Source organism: Streptomyces sp. NPDC031554 (genome assembly GCF_055580685.1).
The window spans coordinates 392639-407358 of sequence record NZ_JBVIKX010000006.1 but is presented as its reverse complement, the minus strand read 5'-3'; the positions used below and the strand labels follow the sequence as shown (position 1 = coordinate 407358).

Genomic DNA, 14720 nt, shown 5'->3' with positions numbered 1-14720 from the left:
CCATGACCTCGAACGATCCCGCCTCCGGCCCCGGCGCACCCGCCGGCCGTCGCCGTGCGCTGGGGCGGGGGCCGGGAGCGGCGCCCGCGGTACCGGTGCGCGAGCCGGCGCCGGCACCCCTCGCGCCCCCGGCGCACGAACGCGAACCGGCCCCGGTACGGGAGCCGACCCCGGAGCCGGTACGGGAGCGGACGTCGGCGCAGGAGCCCGCACCGGCCGCCGAGCCCGTCGGCGGCCCCGGGAGGGACGCTCAGGGCGACGCGGGGGATTCCCCCGACGGCGTCTTCAAGGTCCGGCTCGCCAACTTCGAGGGCCCCTTCGACCTGCTGCTCCAGCTGATCTCCCGGCACAAGCTGGACGTCACCGAGATCGCGCTGTCGAAGGTGACCGACGAGTTCATGGCGTACATCCGGGCGATGGGCCCGGGCGGGGACCTGGACCGGACGACCGAGTTCCTCGTCGTCGCCGCGACACTGCTCGATCTGAAGGCGGCCCGCCTGCTGCCCGCCGCCGAGGTCGAGGACGAGGCGGACCTGGCCCTCTTCGAGGCCCGTGACCTGCTGTTCGCCCGGCTGCTGCAGTACCGCGCGTACAAACGGATCGCCGACATCTTCCGGGACCGGCTGGACGAGGAGGCCCGCCGCCGTCCGCGGACCGTCGGTCTCGAACCGCACCACGCCGAGCTGCTGCCCGAGGTCGTCATCGGCATCGGCGCGGAGGGCTTCGCGAAACTCGCCGTCAAGGCGATGCAGCCCCGGCCCGAGCCGCAGGTGTACGTCGACCACATCCACGCCCCGCTGGTCAGCGTGCAGGAGCAGGCCGGGATCGTGGTCGCACGGCTGCGGCTGCTCGGCGAGGCCGACTTCCGCACGCTCGTCGAGGACACCGACGACACCCTCACCGTCGTGGCGAGGTTCCTGGCCCTGCTGGAGCTGTACCGGGAGAAGGCCGTCGCCCTCGACCAGGAGGCCGCGCTCGGGGCGCTGCTGGTGCGCTGGACCGGCGGGGACGGCGACGACCGGCCCAGGGTGACCGACGAGTTCGACCGGCCGCCGCAGAAGACCGAGGAGGAGCGCAGACCGTGAGCGAGGAGACCGGGCAGACCCCGCAGGACCGGGCCGGACCGCGCACCGTCGCCGACCTCGACCTCAAGCCCGCCCTGGAGGCCGTGCTGATGGTCGTGGACGAGCCCGCCACCGAGGAGCACCTGGCGAGGATCGTGGAGCGTCCGCGCCACCGGGTCGCGGACGCGCTGCGGGAGCTGGCCGACGAGTACACCGCACAGGGGCGCGGCTTCGAGCTGCGGTTCGTCGCGGGCGGCTGGCGGTTCTCCACCCGGGCCGACCACGCCGCGGCCGTCGAACGGTACGTCCTGGACGGTCAGCAGGCCCGGCTGACCCAGGCGGCGCTGGAGACGCTCGCCGTGGTCGCGTACCGCCAGCCGGTCAGCCGCAGCCGGGTCTCCGCGGTGCGCGGAGTGAACTGCGACGGCGTGATGCGCACGCTCCTGCAGCGCGGTCTGGTCGAGGAGGCGGGCGCGGAACCCGAAACAGGTGCGATCCTGTACAGGACGACGAACTACTTCCTGGAGCGGATGGGCCTGCGCGGTCTGGACGAGCTCCCGGAGCTCGCGCCCTTCCTCCCGGAGGCGGAGGCGATCGAGGCCGAGACCCAGGAAGCCGTACCGTCGTTCGATCCGGACGCCCCGGACGCGGACGACGGTCCCACGACGGACACGACGACGACGGAAATCTGATGCGAAGCAGTGGCAGCGGTAGCGGCAGGAGCGGCGGGCGCGGTAACCCCCGCGGCGCCGGCGACAACAGGGGCCAGAAGCAGGGCCAGGGCCGGGGGCAGGCCCAGGGCCGGGGCCAGGGGCAGGCCCAGGGCCGTCCCAGCAAGCCCCGCCCCGAGGAGCGCCGCTACGACGTGGGCCCCGGCGCCTCCCACGAGGGCCCGAAGGCGGGACGCGGGGGCGCGGCCCGCGGCGGCGCCAAGGGCGGTCCGAAGAAGCCCCAGCAGCGCGGGCCGTCGGCCCCGGCCACCTCGCGCGAGTACGAGACGCGGGCCGAGGAGCGCAACCGCGAGCGGTACGCGAACAAGAAGGACGTCAAGCTGCCCAAGACCTTCCCGGGCGCCGAGCAGGAGGGCGAGCGGCTCCAGAAGATCCTCGCGCGCGCGGGCTACGGCTCCCGGCGGGCCTGCGAGGAGCTGATCGAGCAGGCGCGGGTCGAGGTCAACGGCGAGATCGTCCTGGAGCAGGGCAAGCGGGTCGACCCGGAGAAGGACGAGGTCAAGGTCGACGGACTGACCGTGGCCACGCAGTCCTACCAGTTCTTCTCGCTGAACAAGCCCGCCGGCGTGGTCTCGACGATGGAGGACAACGAGGGCCGGCAGTGCCTCGGCGACTACGTCACCAACCGTGAGACCCGCCTCTTCCACGTCGGGCGGCTCGACACCGAGACCGAGGGCGTCATCCTGCTCACCAACCACGGTGAGCTGGCGCACCGCCTGACGCACCCGAAGTACGGCGTGAAGAAGGTCTACCTCGCGCACATCGTGGGCCCGATCCCGCGCGACCTGGGCAAGCGGCTCAAGGACGGCATCCAGCTGGAGGACGGGTACGCGAAGGCGGACCACTTCCGGGTCGTCGAGCAGACCGGCAAGAACTACCTCGTCGAGGTCACCCTCCACGAGGGCCGCAAGCACATCGTGCGCCGGATGCTCGCGGAGGCCGGGTTCCCGGTCGACAAGCTGGTCCGCGTCGCCTTCGGCCCGATCACCCTGGGTGACCAGAAGTCGGGCTGGCTGCGCCGGCTGTCCAACACCGAGGTCGGCATGCTGATGAAGGAAGTCGACCTGTAGAGCGGTCCCCCCGAGCGGCCGGCCCCGGACCCCGGGGACCGGCCGCTTCCTTGTGCCCGGACACCGGACGGGTTTATGGTCGGTACGACCATAAAGAGGGGGTGGGTGGATGCGGGGCTACGACAGGCACGCCTTCGAACCCTTCGCCGTCACCGTGGACCTCGCCGTCCTCACCCTGCGCGCGGGCGCCCTGCACGTGCTGCTCGTCGAGCGCGGGCAGGAGCCGTACCTCGGCCGCTGGGCGCTGCCCGGCGGGTTCGTGCTGCCGGACGAGTCCGCCGAGACCGCCGCCCGGCGCGAACTCGCCGAGGAGACCGGCCTCGCCGACGTCTCCGGCCTCCACCTGGAACAGCTGCGCACCTACAGCGAACCCGGCCGCGACCCCCGGATGCGGGTCGTCTCCGTCGCCTTCGCCGCCCTGCTGCCCGACGCCCCCGAGCCGCGCGGCGGCGGCGACGCGGCCCAGGCCCGCTGGCGGCCGTACGACGACGTCGCACCGCTCGCCTTCGACCACGACCGGATCCTGGCCGACGCCCACGACCGGGTCGGCGCCAAGCTCGAGTACACCTGCCTGGCGACCGCCTTCTGCCCGCCCGAGTTCACCCTCGGCGAGCTCCAGCAGGTCTACGAGAGCGTCTGGGGCACCGGCCTGGACCGCCCCAACTTCCGCCGCAAGGTCCTCGCCACCCCCGGCTTCGTCGAACCCGTCCCCGGCGGTCCCGCACGGCTGACCGGCGGCCGCGGCAAACCGGCCGCCCTCTACCGCGCGGGCACCGCCACCGCCCTCCACCCGCCCCTGCTGCGACCGCCCCGGGAAGGACGTCCCGCATGACCACCACCACCGTCAGGAAGCGCGCCGCGACGGGGGCCCTGCTGGGCCTCGCGCTGGGGGACGCGCTCGGGTTCCCGACCGAGTTCGACGACGTCCCCTCGATCCTCGCCACGTGCGGGCCGTGGCGGGAGATGGAGTTGCCGGGGCGGGCGTTCGTCTCCGACGACACGCAGATGACGCTGGCCGTCGGCCGGGCCCTGCGCACCGCCGCGGACCACGGGCCGCTCACGCCGGACCGGCTGGAGCGGCCGCTGCGCGAGGAGTTCGTGCGCTGGTACCGCTCGCCCGAGAACAACCGCGCCCCCGGCCGGACCTGCCTGACCGCCTGCGGCCTGCTGGAGGACGACGCGCGCCCGTGGCAGGACGCCGCCCGGATCGGCTCCAAGGGCTGCGGCGCCAACATGCGCGTCGCACCCCTGGGCCTCGTCCCCGGCCTCAGCGCCGAACAGCGCGCCGGCGCCGCCCAGCTCCAGTCCGGCCTCACCCACGGCCACCCCACCGCGCTCGCCGCCTCCGACCTCACCGCCCACGCCGTACGGCTGCTCGCGGACGGCGCCGAACCGACGGGCCTCGTCGGACTGCTGCGGTCCTACGCCCTCGACAACCGCACCCGCTACCACCACCGCTGGCTCGGCGACCTGTGGACCCGCTCCCAGGACCCGACCCCGGAGCACTTCATCGCGCGCGGCTGGGACGACTGCCTGGGCGTCCTGGAGCGGCTGCGGGAGGCCCTGCGCAGCCCCTCGCCGGAGACCGACCCGTGCCTGGCCACCGGGGAGGGCTGGATCGCCGAGGAGGCGCTGGCGACCGGCCTGCTGTGCTTCCTGCTCTTCCCCGACGCGCCGGTCACCGCGCTGCGCCGGGCCGCCTGCTCCGCCGGCGACTCCGACTCCGTCGCCTGCCTGGCCGGCGCCTTCGCGGGCGCCCACGCCGGGGCCGACGCCTGGCCGGCCCCGTGGGCGGACCGCGTCGAGCACCGGAGCGAGCTGGTCGCCCTCGGGGCCCTGTGGGACCACTGACCGCCGGCCGGCGGGCGACGACCGCCGGTCCCGCCCGCCTCACGCCAGCGTGATGGACCCGCCCTTCACCGCGATCTTCGCCGCGGGCAGCGGCTCGGTCGCCGGGCCGCCCGTCACCGCGCCGTCGTCGATGGCGAAACTGCTCTTGTGGCAGGCGCAGTTGATGGTGCCGTCGGCGACGGTCGCCACGATGCAGCCCTGATGGGTGCAGACCGCGGAGAACGCCTTGAAGTCGCCCTGCGCCGGCTGCGTGACCACGACCTTCGCGTCCTTGAAGATCCTGCCGCCGCCGACCGGGATGTCGGCCGTCCCGGCCAGCTCCTGACCGGCGGTGGGGGACGTGCGGGGCTCGCTGCCGGTGTTCCCGCCGTCGTTCCGGTCACCACAGCCGACGGCGAGCGCCGCCGTGCCCGTCGCGAGGAGAACCGACCGGCGGGAGGCGGGGAGGGTCATGTGGTGACTCCGGAGGTGCGGGAGGTGCGGGGGACGGTGGATCCGGGGGACAGCGTGGCACAGAAGGCGCGGCCGGGCCGCGAGGGCCGGGCGCGCGCCCGGGACGCGTCTCAGCGGGCGGGCGCCGTCCCCGGGGCCGGCCCGCGCTGACTACGCTGGGCGGCGAAGAGCCGTGACCTACGTGAGCGAGGAGCAGCGCCGTGGCGGTACGAGCGGTCCGGGGGGCCGTCCAGCTGGACAGGGACGAGGCCGGACACATGGACGAGAGGGTCGGGGCCCTGCTCACCGCCGTCGTGGAGCGGAACTCCCTCGCCGCCGACGACCTGATCAGCATCCGGTTCACGGCCACCCCCGACCTGCACAGCGACTTCCCGGCCGCCGCCGCGCGCAAGCCGGGCATCGCCGACGTACCGCTGATCCGCGCCCAGGAGCTCGACGTCCGAGGCGCCATGCCCAGGGCCGTCCGCGTCCTCGCGCACATCGAGTCGGACCGGCCCCGCTCCGGCATCGACCACGTCCACCTCGGCGCCGCGGCCGCCCTGCGCAAGGACATCGCCCGGTGAGGACCGCGCTCGTCATCGGAACCGGCCTCATCGGCACCTCCGCGGCCCTCGCCCTCGCCCGGCGCGGCGTCGTCGTCCACCTGGAGGACCACGACCCCGAGCAGGCCCGTACGGCGGCGGCGCTCGGCGCCGGCACCGACGACCCGCCCCGGGGCCCGGTCGACGTCGCCGTCGTCGCCGCCCCGCCCGCCCACGTGGCCGCCGTGCTCGCCGACGCCATGCGCCGGGGCGTGGCCCGCGGCTACCTCGACGTGGCCAGCGTCAAGGGCGGGCCGCGCCGGGAACTGGAGGCGCTCGGCCTCGACCTGTCGTCCTACCTCGGCACCCACCCCATGTCCGGCCGCGAGAAGTCCGGCCCGCTGGCCGCGACCGCCGACCTCTTCGAGGGCCGCCCCTGGGTGCTGACGCCGACCCGCGACACCGACACCGAGGTGCTCAACCTCGCCCTGGAGCTGGTCTCGCACTGCCGGGCCGTCCCCGTGGTGATGGACGCCGACGCCCACGACCGGGCCGTGGCGCTCGTCTCCCACATGCCCCACCTGGTCTCCAGCATGGTCGCCGCCCGCCTGCAGAACGCCGAGGAGGCCGCCGTACGGCTGTGCGGGCAGGGCATCCGCGACGTGACCCGGATCGCCGCCTCCGACCCCCGGATGTGGATCGACATCCTCTCCGCGAACCCCGGGCCGGTCGCCGACCTGCTCGGCGACGTCGCCGCCGACCTCGACGAGACGGTCCGGGCGCTGCGCGCCCTGCAGTCCTCCGACGACGACAAGCGGCGCACCGGCGCCGACGGCATCGAGGACGTCCTGCGGCGGGGCAACGCCGGCCAGGTCCGGGTCCCCGGCAAACACGGGTCCGCCCCGCGGGCGTACGAGGTCGTCGCGGTGCTCATCGACGACCAGCCGGGACAGCTGGCCCGCATCTTCGCCGACGCCGGCCGGGCCGGGGTCAACGTCGAGGACGTGCGCATCGAGCACGCGACGGGACAGCAGGCCGGCCTGGTGCAGCTGATGGTGGAGCCGAAGGCGGCGGCCGTGCTGAGCGCCGCGCTGCGGGAGCGGGGATGGGCGCTGCGGCAGTAGGCGCCCGGGCGTCCGGGACCCGGCCCCGGCCGGAGAACCACGCCGGGCGACCCCGCCGGACGGGCTCCCGCGCGGCCGTCGGCCGGACGAGTGACCCGCAGCCAGTAACCTTGTGCGGGGCACATCGTCGTCCCGCAGCCCACCGCCTCGCACCAGGAAGGTGTCCTCCCGTGGAAAACGGCGCCGCCCAGCCCGTGATTGTCGCCATCGACGGCCCCTCCGGCACGGGCAAGTCGAGCACGTCCAAGGCCGTGGCCGCCCAGCTCGGGCTGAGCTACCTGGACACCGGTGCCCAGTACCGGGCGATCACGTGGTGGATGGTCAGCAACGGGATCGATATCGAGGACCCCACGGCGATCGCCGCCGTCGCCGGCAAGCCCGAGATCGTCTCCGGCACCGACCCGGCCGACCCGACGATCACGGTCGACGGCGTCGACGTGGCCGGCCCGATCCGCACCCAGGAGGTCACCTCCAAGGTCAGCGCGGTGAGCGCCGTGCCCGAGGTGCGGTCGAGGATCACCGAGCTGCAGCGGTCGCTGGCGGCCTCCGCCGAACGGGGCATCGTCGTCGAGGGACGGGACATCGGGACGACCGTGCTGCCCGACGCCGACCTGAAGATCTTCCTCACCGCCTCGCCGGAGGCCCGCGCCGCCCGCCGCAGCGGCGAGCTGAAGGGCGCGGACGTGCACAGCACCCGCGAGGCGCTGATCAAGCGGGACGCGGCCGACTCCTCCCGCAAGACCTCCCCGCTCGCCAAGGCGGACGACGCCGTCGAGGTGGACACCACCGAGCTGACGCTGGCCCAGGTCATCGAGTGCGTGGTCACCCTCGTCGGGGAGAAGCGGGCGGAGAGGTGAGCGAGCTGCCCTCGGAGAGAGGGGCGGAGGTCGGGCGGCGCATCGGCGTCGGCCTGATGTTCGGGCTGTGGAAGCCGCGCGTGCTGGGCGCCTGGAAGGTTCCGGCGACCGGCCCCGTGATCTTCGCCGTCAACCACTCCCACAACATCGACGGGCCGATGGTCATGGGCGTGGCCCCCCGGCCGACGCACTTCCTGATCAAGAAGGAAGCGTTCATCGGCCCCCTCGACCCGTTCCTGACCGGCATCGGTCAGCTCAAGGTCGACCGGGACACCACCGACCGCAAGGCCATCACCCGCGCGCTGGGCGTGCTGGAGGCCGGCGGCGTCCTCGGGATCTTCCCGGAGGGCACGCGGGGCGAGGGCGACTTCGCCTCCCTGCGCGCGGGGCTCGCCTACTTCGCGGTGCGCAGCGGGGCGGCGATCGTCCCCGTGGCCGTCCTGGGAAGCACCGAGCGGCGCGGACGGTTGTTCAGGGCGCTGCCCCCGCTGCGGTCCCGCGTCGACGTCGTCTTCGGCGACCCGTTCGAGGCGGGCGACGGCAGCGGGCGGCGCACCCGCAAGGCGCTGGACGAGGCCACCGAACGCATCCAGAAGCAACTGGCCGCCCACCTGGAACACGCCAGACGGCTCACCGGCCGCGCGGCGGACGACGGGCGGCCGCGCGACGCGTAGCGGCGCGAGGGTAGGAAAACGCCGGGCGTCCGGGCGGGCGCTGGGCGACACTGAGTAGTGGATCAAACCGCCGAAAACGGGTGCTCCACCGATCACCACGAATGAACGCAGAGGTACGGACTTCATGAACGACCACATCCAGCCCGACGGCTCGGACTCCTTCGAGCACGACCACGGGGCGCTCGGCGACGCCGAGTACGCGGAGTTCATGGAGCTCGCCGCGGTCGAGGGCTTCGACGTCGAGGACGTCGAGGGGGCGATCGAGGCCGCCGGGCACGGGCCGCTGCCCGTCCTCGCGGTCGTCGGCCGCCCGAACGTCGGCAAGTCGACCCTCGTCAACCGGATCATCGGGCGGCGCGAGGCGGTCGTCGAGGACAAGCCGGGCGTCACCCGCGACCGGGTCACCTACGAGGCCGAGTGGGCGGGCCGCCGCTTCAAGGTCGTCGACACCGGCGGCTGGGAGCAGGACGTCCTCGGCATCGACGCCTCCGTGGCCGCGCAGGCCGAGTACGCGATCGAGGCGGCCGACGCCGTCGTGTTCGTCGTCGACGCCAAGGTCGGCGCCACCGACACCGACGAGGCGGTCGTACGGCTGCTGCGCAAGGCGGGCAAGCCCGTCGTGCTCGCCGCCAACAAGGTGGACGGCCAGAGCGGTGAGGCGGACGCCGCCTACCTGTGGTCCCTGGGCCTCGGCGAACCGCACCCCGTCTCCGCGCTGCACGGCCGCGGCACCGGCGACATGCTGGACGCGGTCCTGGAGGCACTGCCGGAGGCGCCCGCGCAGACCTTCGGCACGGCGGTCGGCGGCCCGCGCCGCATCGCCCTCATCGGCCGCCCGAACGTCGGCAAGTCCTCGCTGCTGAACAAGGTGGCCGGCGAGGAGCGCGTCGTCGTCAACGAGCTGGCCGGCACCACCCGCGACCCGGTCGACGAGCTGATCGAACTGGGCGGCGTCACCTGGAAGTTCGTCGACACGGCCGGTATCCGCAAGCGGGTCCACCTCCAGCAGGGCGCCGACTACTACGCCTCGCTGCGCACGGCGGCCGCGGTGGAGAAGGCCGAGGTGGCGGTCATCCTGATCGACGCCTCCGAGTCGATCTCCGTGCAGGACCAGCGGATCGTCACCATGGCGGTGGAGGCGGGCCGCGCCGTCGTCCTCGCCTACAACAAGTGGGACACCCTCGAGGAGGAGCGCCGCTACTACCTGGAGCGGGAGATCGAGACCGAGCTGGCCCAGGTGGCGTGGGCGCCGCGGGTGAACGTCTCGGCGCGCACCGGACGGCACATGGAGAAGCTGGTCCCGGCGATCGAGACCGCCCTCGCGGGCTGGGAGACGCGCGTCCCGACCGGCCGGCTGAACGCCTTCCTCGGTGAGCTGGTCGCCGCTCACCCGCACCCGATCCGGGGCGGCAAGCAGCCGCGCATCCTCTTCGGCACCCAGGCGGGCACCAAGCCGCCGCGGTTCGTGCTGTTCGCCTCCGGTTTCATCGAGGCGGGCTACCGGCGCTTCGTCGAGCGCCGGCTGCGCGAGGAGTTCGGCTTCGAGGGCACGCCGATCCACATCTCGGTGCGGGTGCGCGAGAAGCGCGGCAAGAAGAAGTGACCTGATCCGACGGCACGGCCGGAGGGCGGCACCCGAGGTGGGTGCCGCCCTCCGGCCGTACCGCGCCCGTCGCGTGCCTCAGGCGCCCCGCCGGGGTGCCGGGGGCAGGGCCGCCGGGACGTGGTGCGTCGCGCCGTGCGGACGGCCGGTCTGCCCGAGCGGGCCGACCCGCTGCCACTGCGGCGGCCGCGACGGCTCCTGCTCCCGCTCCTGTTCCTGCGCCGGGTACGGGGCCCGTGACGGCTGCCCGAGCCGTGCGCTCTGCGCGCCCGCGCTGTAGGAGCTGTAGGAACTGCTGAACGACCCCGGCCGCGGTACCGCGTACGTCCCCGTGCCGTGCGGCATGTTCCCGAAGGCCGTGAACCCCAGGTCCTCCTCACCGCTGCGGTCACCCGGCAGCGAGCGGAACGACTTGACGTACTCGGCGTAGAGCGCGTCGTAGATCGGCGTGGCCGAGGGGCCGCCCTGGGGATCCCGGGAGTCCTGGGCCGTTCGCGCGGACGGGATCGGGTAGGGCTGGCGGCGGGGAACGTCGTAGGTGTGCACGTATGTCCAAACGACGTGTGAGGTCGGGGGATGCGGCCGGTGACCGGCCTTCGGGAGCGCGGGGTGCGGCCCGCGTTCCCGCCCTGCGGGCGCGGGCCCCGGGGACCCGCGCCCGCAGGGCTCAGGTTCCGGCGAGGGGGAGTGCCGCCCCGACCAGCTGGCCGTTGGCCGCGGCCTTGTCCAGCGCGTCCCGCAGCAGGTCCTCCCGGGGCTGGCGGCCGATCGATCCCACCGGTGCCGCGAACATCAGCACCTGCTGGTGCTTGTTGGCGGCGGTCCGCCAGCCTTCCGTCACCTGCAGCGGCTGGTGGGCCTGCCACCAGGCCACCGGCTGCCCGCCGTTGACCGAGGGCTGGAGCACCGCGTGCAGCTGCCCCATCGCGAGCAGCACGGACCAGCCGTGCCGCACGGGCGGCGCCTCGGACAGCTCGGACAGCGGCATGAAGCCCTGCTCGATGAGGAGCGGCAGGAAGTCGTCGCCGATGTCGGTGGCCCCGGGCCGCACGATGGGCGCGGTCGGCTCGACGACCAGGGCCGGGTGCAGCTCCCCGGCGATCAGGACGAGTCCGCTGGTCACGCCGAGCACGGCCTGCTCGGGCACGACCTTGCCGGGGGCCGGGGCGACGGGGTCGCCGCCGATGGAGCGGACGGCGCCCCGGAGCTGCTCCTCGGTGACCTGGATGATCTGCGACGGCAGGCAGGTGGCGTGGGCGAAGGCGAGGACGGCGGTCTCCTCCCCGATGAACAGGACGGTGCTGGTGCGCTCGTACTCGGAGTCGCCCGGGGTGCGGCAGGACGTGCAGTCGTAACTGCCCGGGGCGTTCTCTCCGGCGATCAGTCGGTCGGCTTCTTCGGCGCCGATCTCGGCACGTACCTCGTCGCTGACGTCGAGCATGCGCGGCACGGGTGACTCCCTCGGATGCGGTGCGTGGGCGGGCCGGGTGCTCCCCGGCTCATGCAGAGACAACGGGCGAGTTGTGGCGGGGGTCACGCTGCGGGGCGAAGGGAATCGAACCGGCCCGCGCGCACGGTCACGATTCGTGCGAAATCGGCCACTCACCGTCAAGTAACGAGAGTGTCACGGAAGTTGAGTGCGTGAGGTGGAACACAGACGGGGTGTGGCACCGGTCGACAAATCAGGAAATCAGGTAATGAAGTGGGTGTCCTGATTTCGCTGATACCAGCGGTAACAGTCAACTGGCCTGCGATGACGGCGGGTTGATTGATGACAGGCCGTCGGAGTCCCTAGATTCCTCGGCCGTGTGCAGCGAGCACCGCCCGGGTACGTCCGCCGGCCGCGCAGAACCAGACGGCGCGCAGCACCACCGCCGACGGACGGGGCGGAGCACGACGACCGCGTTCCCGCGCGGACGGCGCGCTCCGCCCGGGGGAAGGCCCGGGTTCGTGGAAAGGGATCCTCATGTCCGAATGTGCCGATGACACCCGCGTCGACGCCCGTGCCGCCAAGGCGCGTACGGCGGCGGTCCTCGCCGGGGCCGCGCTCCTCGCGCCCCTGGGACTGCTGGCCGCCGGCGGCGACGCCGCCGCGGCGGACGCCGGAGTGTGGGACCGCATCGCCCGGTGCGAGAGCGGCGGCGACTGGCACATCGACACCGGCAACGGCTACTACGGCGGGCTCCAGTTCTCCGCCTCCACCTGGCGCGCCTACGGCGGCACGGCCTACGCGCCGACCGCGGACCGGGCCACCAGGGAGCAGCAGATCGACATCGCCGCCAGGGTCCAGCGCTCCCAGGGCTGGGGTGCGTGGCCGACCTGCTCCACGCGCGCCGGGGCCTTCGGCGGCGCGCCCACGGCCGCGGGCGGCCGGGACGGGAGCGGTTCGGCCGGCAGCGGTGCCGCACGGGGCGGCTCGTCCGCCGGCGGGCCGGCGAAGAACGGTCCGGCGAAGAACGGTCCGGCCGCGGCCGGCTCCTCGAGGACGGCCGCCGAGCGTACTCCCGGCCACGGCTCCCGCGACACGTCCTCCCGCGGCGACGGCGACTACACCGTCCGCGCGGGCGACACGCTCAGCACGATCGCCGCGCGCCACGGCAGCACCTGGCAGCGGCTCTACGCCGCGAACAAGGCGGCCGTCGGCGGGAATCCCGACCTGATCGTGCCCGGTCTGCGGCTGAACTTCTGACGGCGTCCGGCCCCGTGGTGCCGGCGTGCACACCGGCCGGCACCACGGGGCCACGTCCACGAGCCCGTGCGCTCACGAGCGCGCCTGGTGCTTCTCCGGCTCCGGTTGCGGGATCTCCGCCGCGTGCTCGGGGTGGCGCAGGTCGAACGCCGGGGACTCCGAGCGGATCCGGGGCAGCGCGGTGAAGTTGTGCCGGGGCGGCGGGCAGGAGGTCGCCCACTCCAGGGAACGGCCGAAGCCCCAGGGGTCGTCGACCTCGACCCTGCGGCCGTACCTGGTGGTCCTCCAGACGTTGAGGAGGAACGGCAGGGTCGACAGGCCGAGGAGGAACGCGCCGATCGTGGAGAGCGTGTTGAGAGCGGTGAAGCCGTCCGCGGCCAGGTAGTCCGGGTAGCGGCGCGGCATGCCCTCGGCGCCCAGCCAGTGCTGGACCAGGAACGTGGTGTGGAAGCCGACGAACAGCGTCCAGAACTGGATCTTGCCGAGCCGTTCGTCGAGCAGCTTGCCGGTGAACTTCGGCCACCAGAAGAAGAACCCGGCGAAGACCGCGAAGACCACCGTGCCGAAGACGACGTAGTGGAAGTGCGCCACCACGAAGTAGGAGTCGGTGACGTGGAAGTCCAGTGGCGGCGAGGCCAGGATCACCCCGGTCAGACCGCCGAACAGGAACGTCACCAGGAAGCCGGTCGCCCACAGCATCGGCGTCTCGAACGAGATCGAGCCCTTCAGCATGGTCCCGGTCCAGTTGAAGAACTTCACGCCCGTCGGCACCGCGATCAGGAACGACAGCAACGAGAAGAACGGCAGCAGCACCGCGCCGGTGGCGAACATGTGGTGGGCCCAGACGACCACCGACAGCCCGGTGATCGCCATCGTCGCGCCGACCAGGGTCAGGTAGCCGAAGATCGGCTTGCGGCTGAAGACCGGGATGATCTCGGTGATGATCCCGAAGAACGGCAGCGCGATGATGTACACCTCGGGATGTCCGAAGAACCAGAAGAGGTGCTGCCACAGCAGCGCCCCGCCGTTGGCCGCGTCGAAGACCTGCGAGCCGAACCGCCGGTCCGCCTCCAGCACCAGCAGGGCCGCCGCCAGCACCGGGAACGCCAGCAGGACCAGGATCGACGTGAAGAGGGTGTTCCAGGTGAAGATCGGCATCCGGAACATGGTCATGCCGGGCGCGCGCATCCCGATGATGGTGGTGATGAAGTTGACCGCGCCGAGGATCGTGCCGAAGCCGGCCAGCGCCAGCCCCATGATCCACAGGTCGGGGCCGAGGCCGGGGGAGTGCGTGGCGTCGTTGAGCGGCGCGTAGGCGAACCAGCCGAAGGCGGCCGGCCCCTCCGGCACCAGCAGCGAGCCGAGCACGATCAGCCCGCCGAACAGGAACAGCCAGTACGACAGCATGTTCAGCCGGGGGAAGGCGACGTCCGGGGCGCCGATCTGGAGCGGCATCAGCTCGTTGGCGAAGCCCGCGAAGGACGGGGTCGCGAACAGCAGCAGCATGATCGTGCCGTGCAGGGTGAACAACTGATTGAACTGCTGGTTGTTCACGATCTGCAGACCCGGGCGGGCCAGTTCGGCCCGCATGATCAGCGCCATGGCGCCGCCGATCAGGAAGAACGCGAACGCCGTGATCAGGTAGAGGTGCCCGATCTTCTTGTGGTCGGTGGTGGTCAGCCAGTCGACGACCACCCGGCCCCGCCTCCCGCCCGTGGTGCGCGCCGTCCCCGGTACGGTCTCCGTCCCCATCGCTCGCTCGCCCCTTCGCTCGTCGCGTCCCCGGTCCCGCCCCGCCCGCGCCGCACGGGTGCCCGCGAGCCGTCGTCATGGCGCTCGCGGCGCCGCGCGCCCGGCAGAGGGCATAGGGGGGACGTGTGGGGGAGCCGTGTATTTCCTATGGGGATCCGGCCCCGCGCGGGCCCGCGGAATCGAAAGAGGACGGGGGACGGGGAACGGTTCTCCGGGAACTTTCCGTCGGCTGGGAGAAGGAGTCGGCGCGACACGCGGAAAAGCCGATCGAATAGGCGCGGAAGGCTTACGGAATCGCCCGTTCGGGTGATTCGGTCGCTCGGAAACCCAT

At 73.2% G+C, this 14720-nt stretch carries 15 protein-coding genes; 11 read left to right on the top strand and 4 right to left on the bottom strand.

The window, feature by feature from the left end; all coding sequences use genetic code 11:
• Positions 1-2 precede the first annotated feature (2 nt).
• The 5 genes from ACZ5FU_RS19185 (at position 3) to ACZ5FU_RS19165 (ending at position 4716) form a co-directional block, all read left to right on the top strand.
• Complete coding sequence (locus ACZ5FU_RS19185) at positions 3-1085, top strand: segregation and condensation protein A (protein WP_469045580.1); 1083 nt, start codon at positions 3-5, stop codon at positions 1083-1085.
• Positions 1082-1756 carry an SMC-Scp complex subunit ScpB gene (gene scpB, locus ACZ5FU_RS19180; protein ID WP_469045579.1) on the top strand — a complete coding sequence of 225 codons (675 nt, stop codon included), beginning with the start codon at positions 1082-1084 and terminating at the stop codon, positions 1754-1756. Before ACZ5FU_RS19185 ends, scpB begins: the two co-directional genes overlap by 4 nt.
• On the top strand, positions 1756-2865 hold the full coding sequence (locus ACZ5FU_RS19175; protein ID WP_451779584.1) for a pseudouridine synthase: 1110 nt from the start codon (positions 1756-1758) through the stop codon (positions 2863-2865). The genes scpB and ACZ5FU_RS19175 overlap by 1 nt, the downstream gene beginning before the upstream one ends.
• 109 nt (positions 2866-2974) lie before the next feature.
• Complete coding sequence (locus ACZ5FU_RS19170; protein ID WP_451529103.1) at positions 2975-3697, top strand: NUDIX hydrolase; 723 nt, start codon at positions 2975-2977, stop codon at positions 3695-3697.
• Entirely contained in the window at positions 3694-4716 is a 1023-nt protein-coding gene (locus ACZ5FU_RS19165) for an ADP-ribosylglycohydrolase family protein (RefSeq protein ID WP_451529104.1), read from the top strand. The genes ACZ5FU_RS19170 and ACZ5FU_RS19165 overlap by 4 nt, the downstream gene beginning before the upstream one ends.
• 39 nt (positions 4717-4755) lie before the next feature.
• Here the strand turns inward: ACZ5FU_RS19165 and ACZ5FU_RS19160 are convergent, their stop codons facing one another.
• Positions 4756-5169 (bottom strand): Rieske (2Fe-2S) protein, encoded by a 414-nt coding sequence (locus ACZ5FU_RS19160; RefSeq protein ID WP_451529105.1) that lies wholly within the window; start codon positions 5167-5169, stop codon positions 4756-4758.
• A 200-nt stretch (positions 5170-5369) separates the two neighbouring features.
• Here ACZ5FU_RS19160 and aroH point away from each other — a divergent pair, with 200 nt between their 5' ends.
• The 5 genes from aroH (at position 5370) to der (ending at position 9948) form a co-directional block, all read left to right on the top strand.
• Positions 5370-5732: a chorismate mutase gene (gene aroH / locus ACZ5FU_RS19155; protein ID WP_469045576.1), complete on the top strand. Its 363-nt coding sequence runs from the start codon at positions 5370-5372 to the stop codon at positions 5730-5732.
• Positions 5729-6814: a prephenate dehydrogenase gene (locus tag ACZ5FU_RS19150; RefSeq protein ID WP_469045575.1), complete on the top strand. Its 1086-nt coding sequence runs from the start codon at positions 5729-5731 to the stop codon at positions 6812-6814. Before aroH ends, ACZ5FU_RS19150 begins: the two co-directional genes overlap by 4 nt.
• Before the next feature lie 170 nt (positions 6815-6984).
• The gene (cmk, locus tag ACZ5FU_RS19145) at positions 6985-7671 is read left to right on the top strand and encodes a (d)CMP kinase (RefSeq protein ID WP_451529108.1); all 687 of its coding nucleotides are present in this window, start codon (positions 6985-6987) and stop codon (positions 7669-7671) included.
• Positions 7668-8345: a lysophospholipid acyltransferase family protein gene (locus tag ACZ5FU_RS19140; protein WP_451779591.1), complete on the top strand. Its 678-nt coding sequence runs from the start codon at positions 7668-7670 to the stop codon at positions 8343-8345. Before cmk ends, ACZ5FU_RS19140 begins: the two co-directional genes overlap by 4 nt.
• Before the next feature lie 124 nt (positions 8346-8469).
• Complete coding sequence (der, locus tag ACZ5FU_RS19135; RefSeq protein ID WP_451529110.1) at positions 8470-9948, top strand: ribosome biogenesis GTPase Der; 1479 nt, start codon at positions 8470-8472, stop codon at positions 9946-9948.
• A 78-nt stretch (positions 9949-10026) separates the two neighbouring features.
• On the opposite strand, the gene ACZ5FU_RS19130 is transcribed toward der, so the two are convergent.
• The gene (locus ACZ5FU_RS19130; RefSeq protein ID WP_468645807.1) at positions 10027-10494 is read right to left on the bottom strand and encodes a hypothetical protein; all 468 of its coding nucleotides are present in this window, start codon (positions 10492-10494) and stop codon (positions 10027-10029) included.
• Positions 10495-10615: 121 nt separating this feature from the next.
• Entirely contained in the window at positions 10616-11398 is a 783-nt protein-coding gene (locus ACZ5FU_RS19125) for a hypothetical protein (RefSeq protein WP_451529112.1), read from the bottom strand.
• Positions 11399-11914: 516 nt separating this feature from the next.
• On the opposite strand from ACZ5FU_RS19125, the gene ACZ5FU_RS19120 reads away from it, so the two are divergent.
• Positions 11915-12637, top strand: a complete 723-nt coding sequence (locus ACZ5FU_RS19120) for a LysM peptidoglycan-binding domain-containing protein (RefSeq protein ID WP_451529113.1) — start codon at positions 11915-11917, stop codon at positions 12635-12637.
• A 72-nt stretch (positions 12638-12709) separates the two neighbouring features.
• Here ACZ5FU_RS19120 and ctaD read toward each other — a convergent pair whose 3' ends face one another.
• Entirely contained in the window at positions 12710-14389 is a 1680-nt protein-coding gene (ctaD, locus tag ACZ5FU_RS19115) for an aa3-type cytochrome oxidase subunit I (protein ID WP_469045573.1), read from the bottom strand.
• Positions 14390-14720 lie beyond the last annotated feature (331 nt).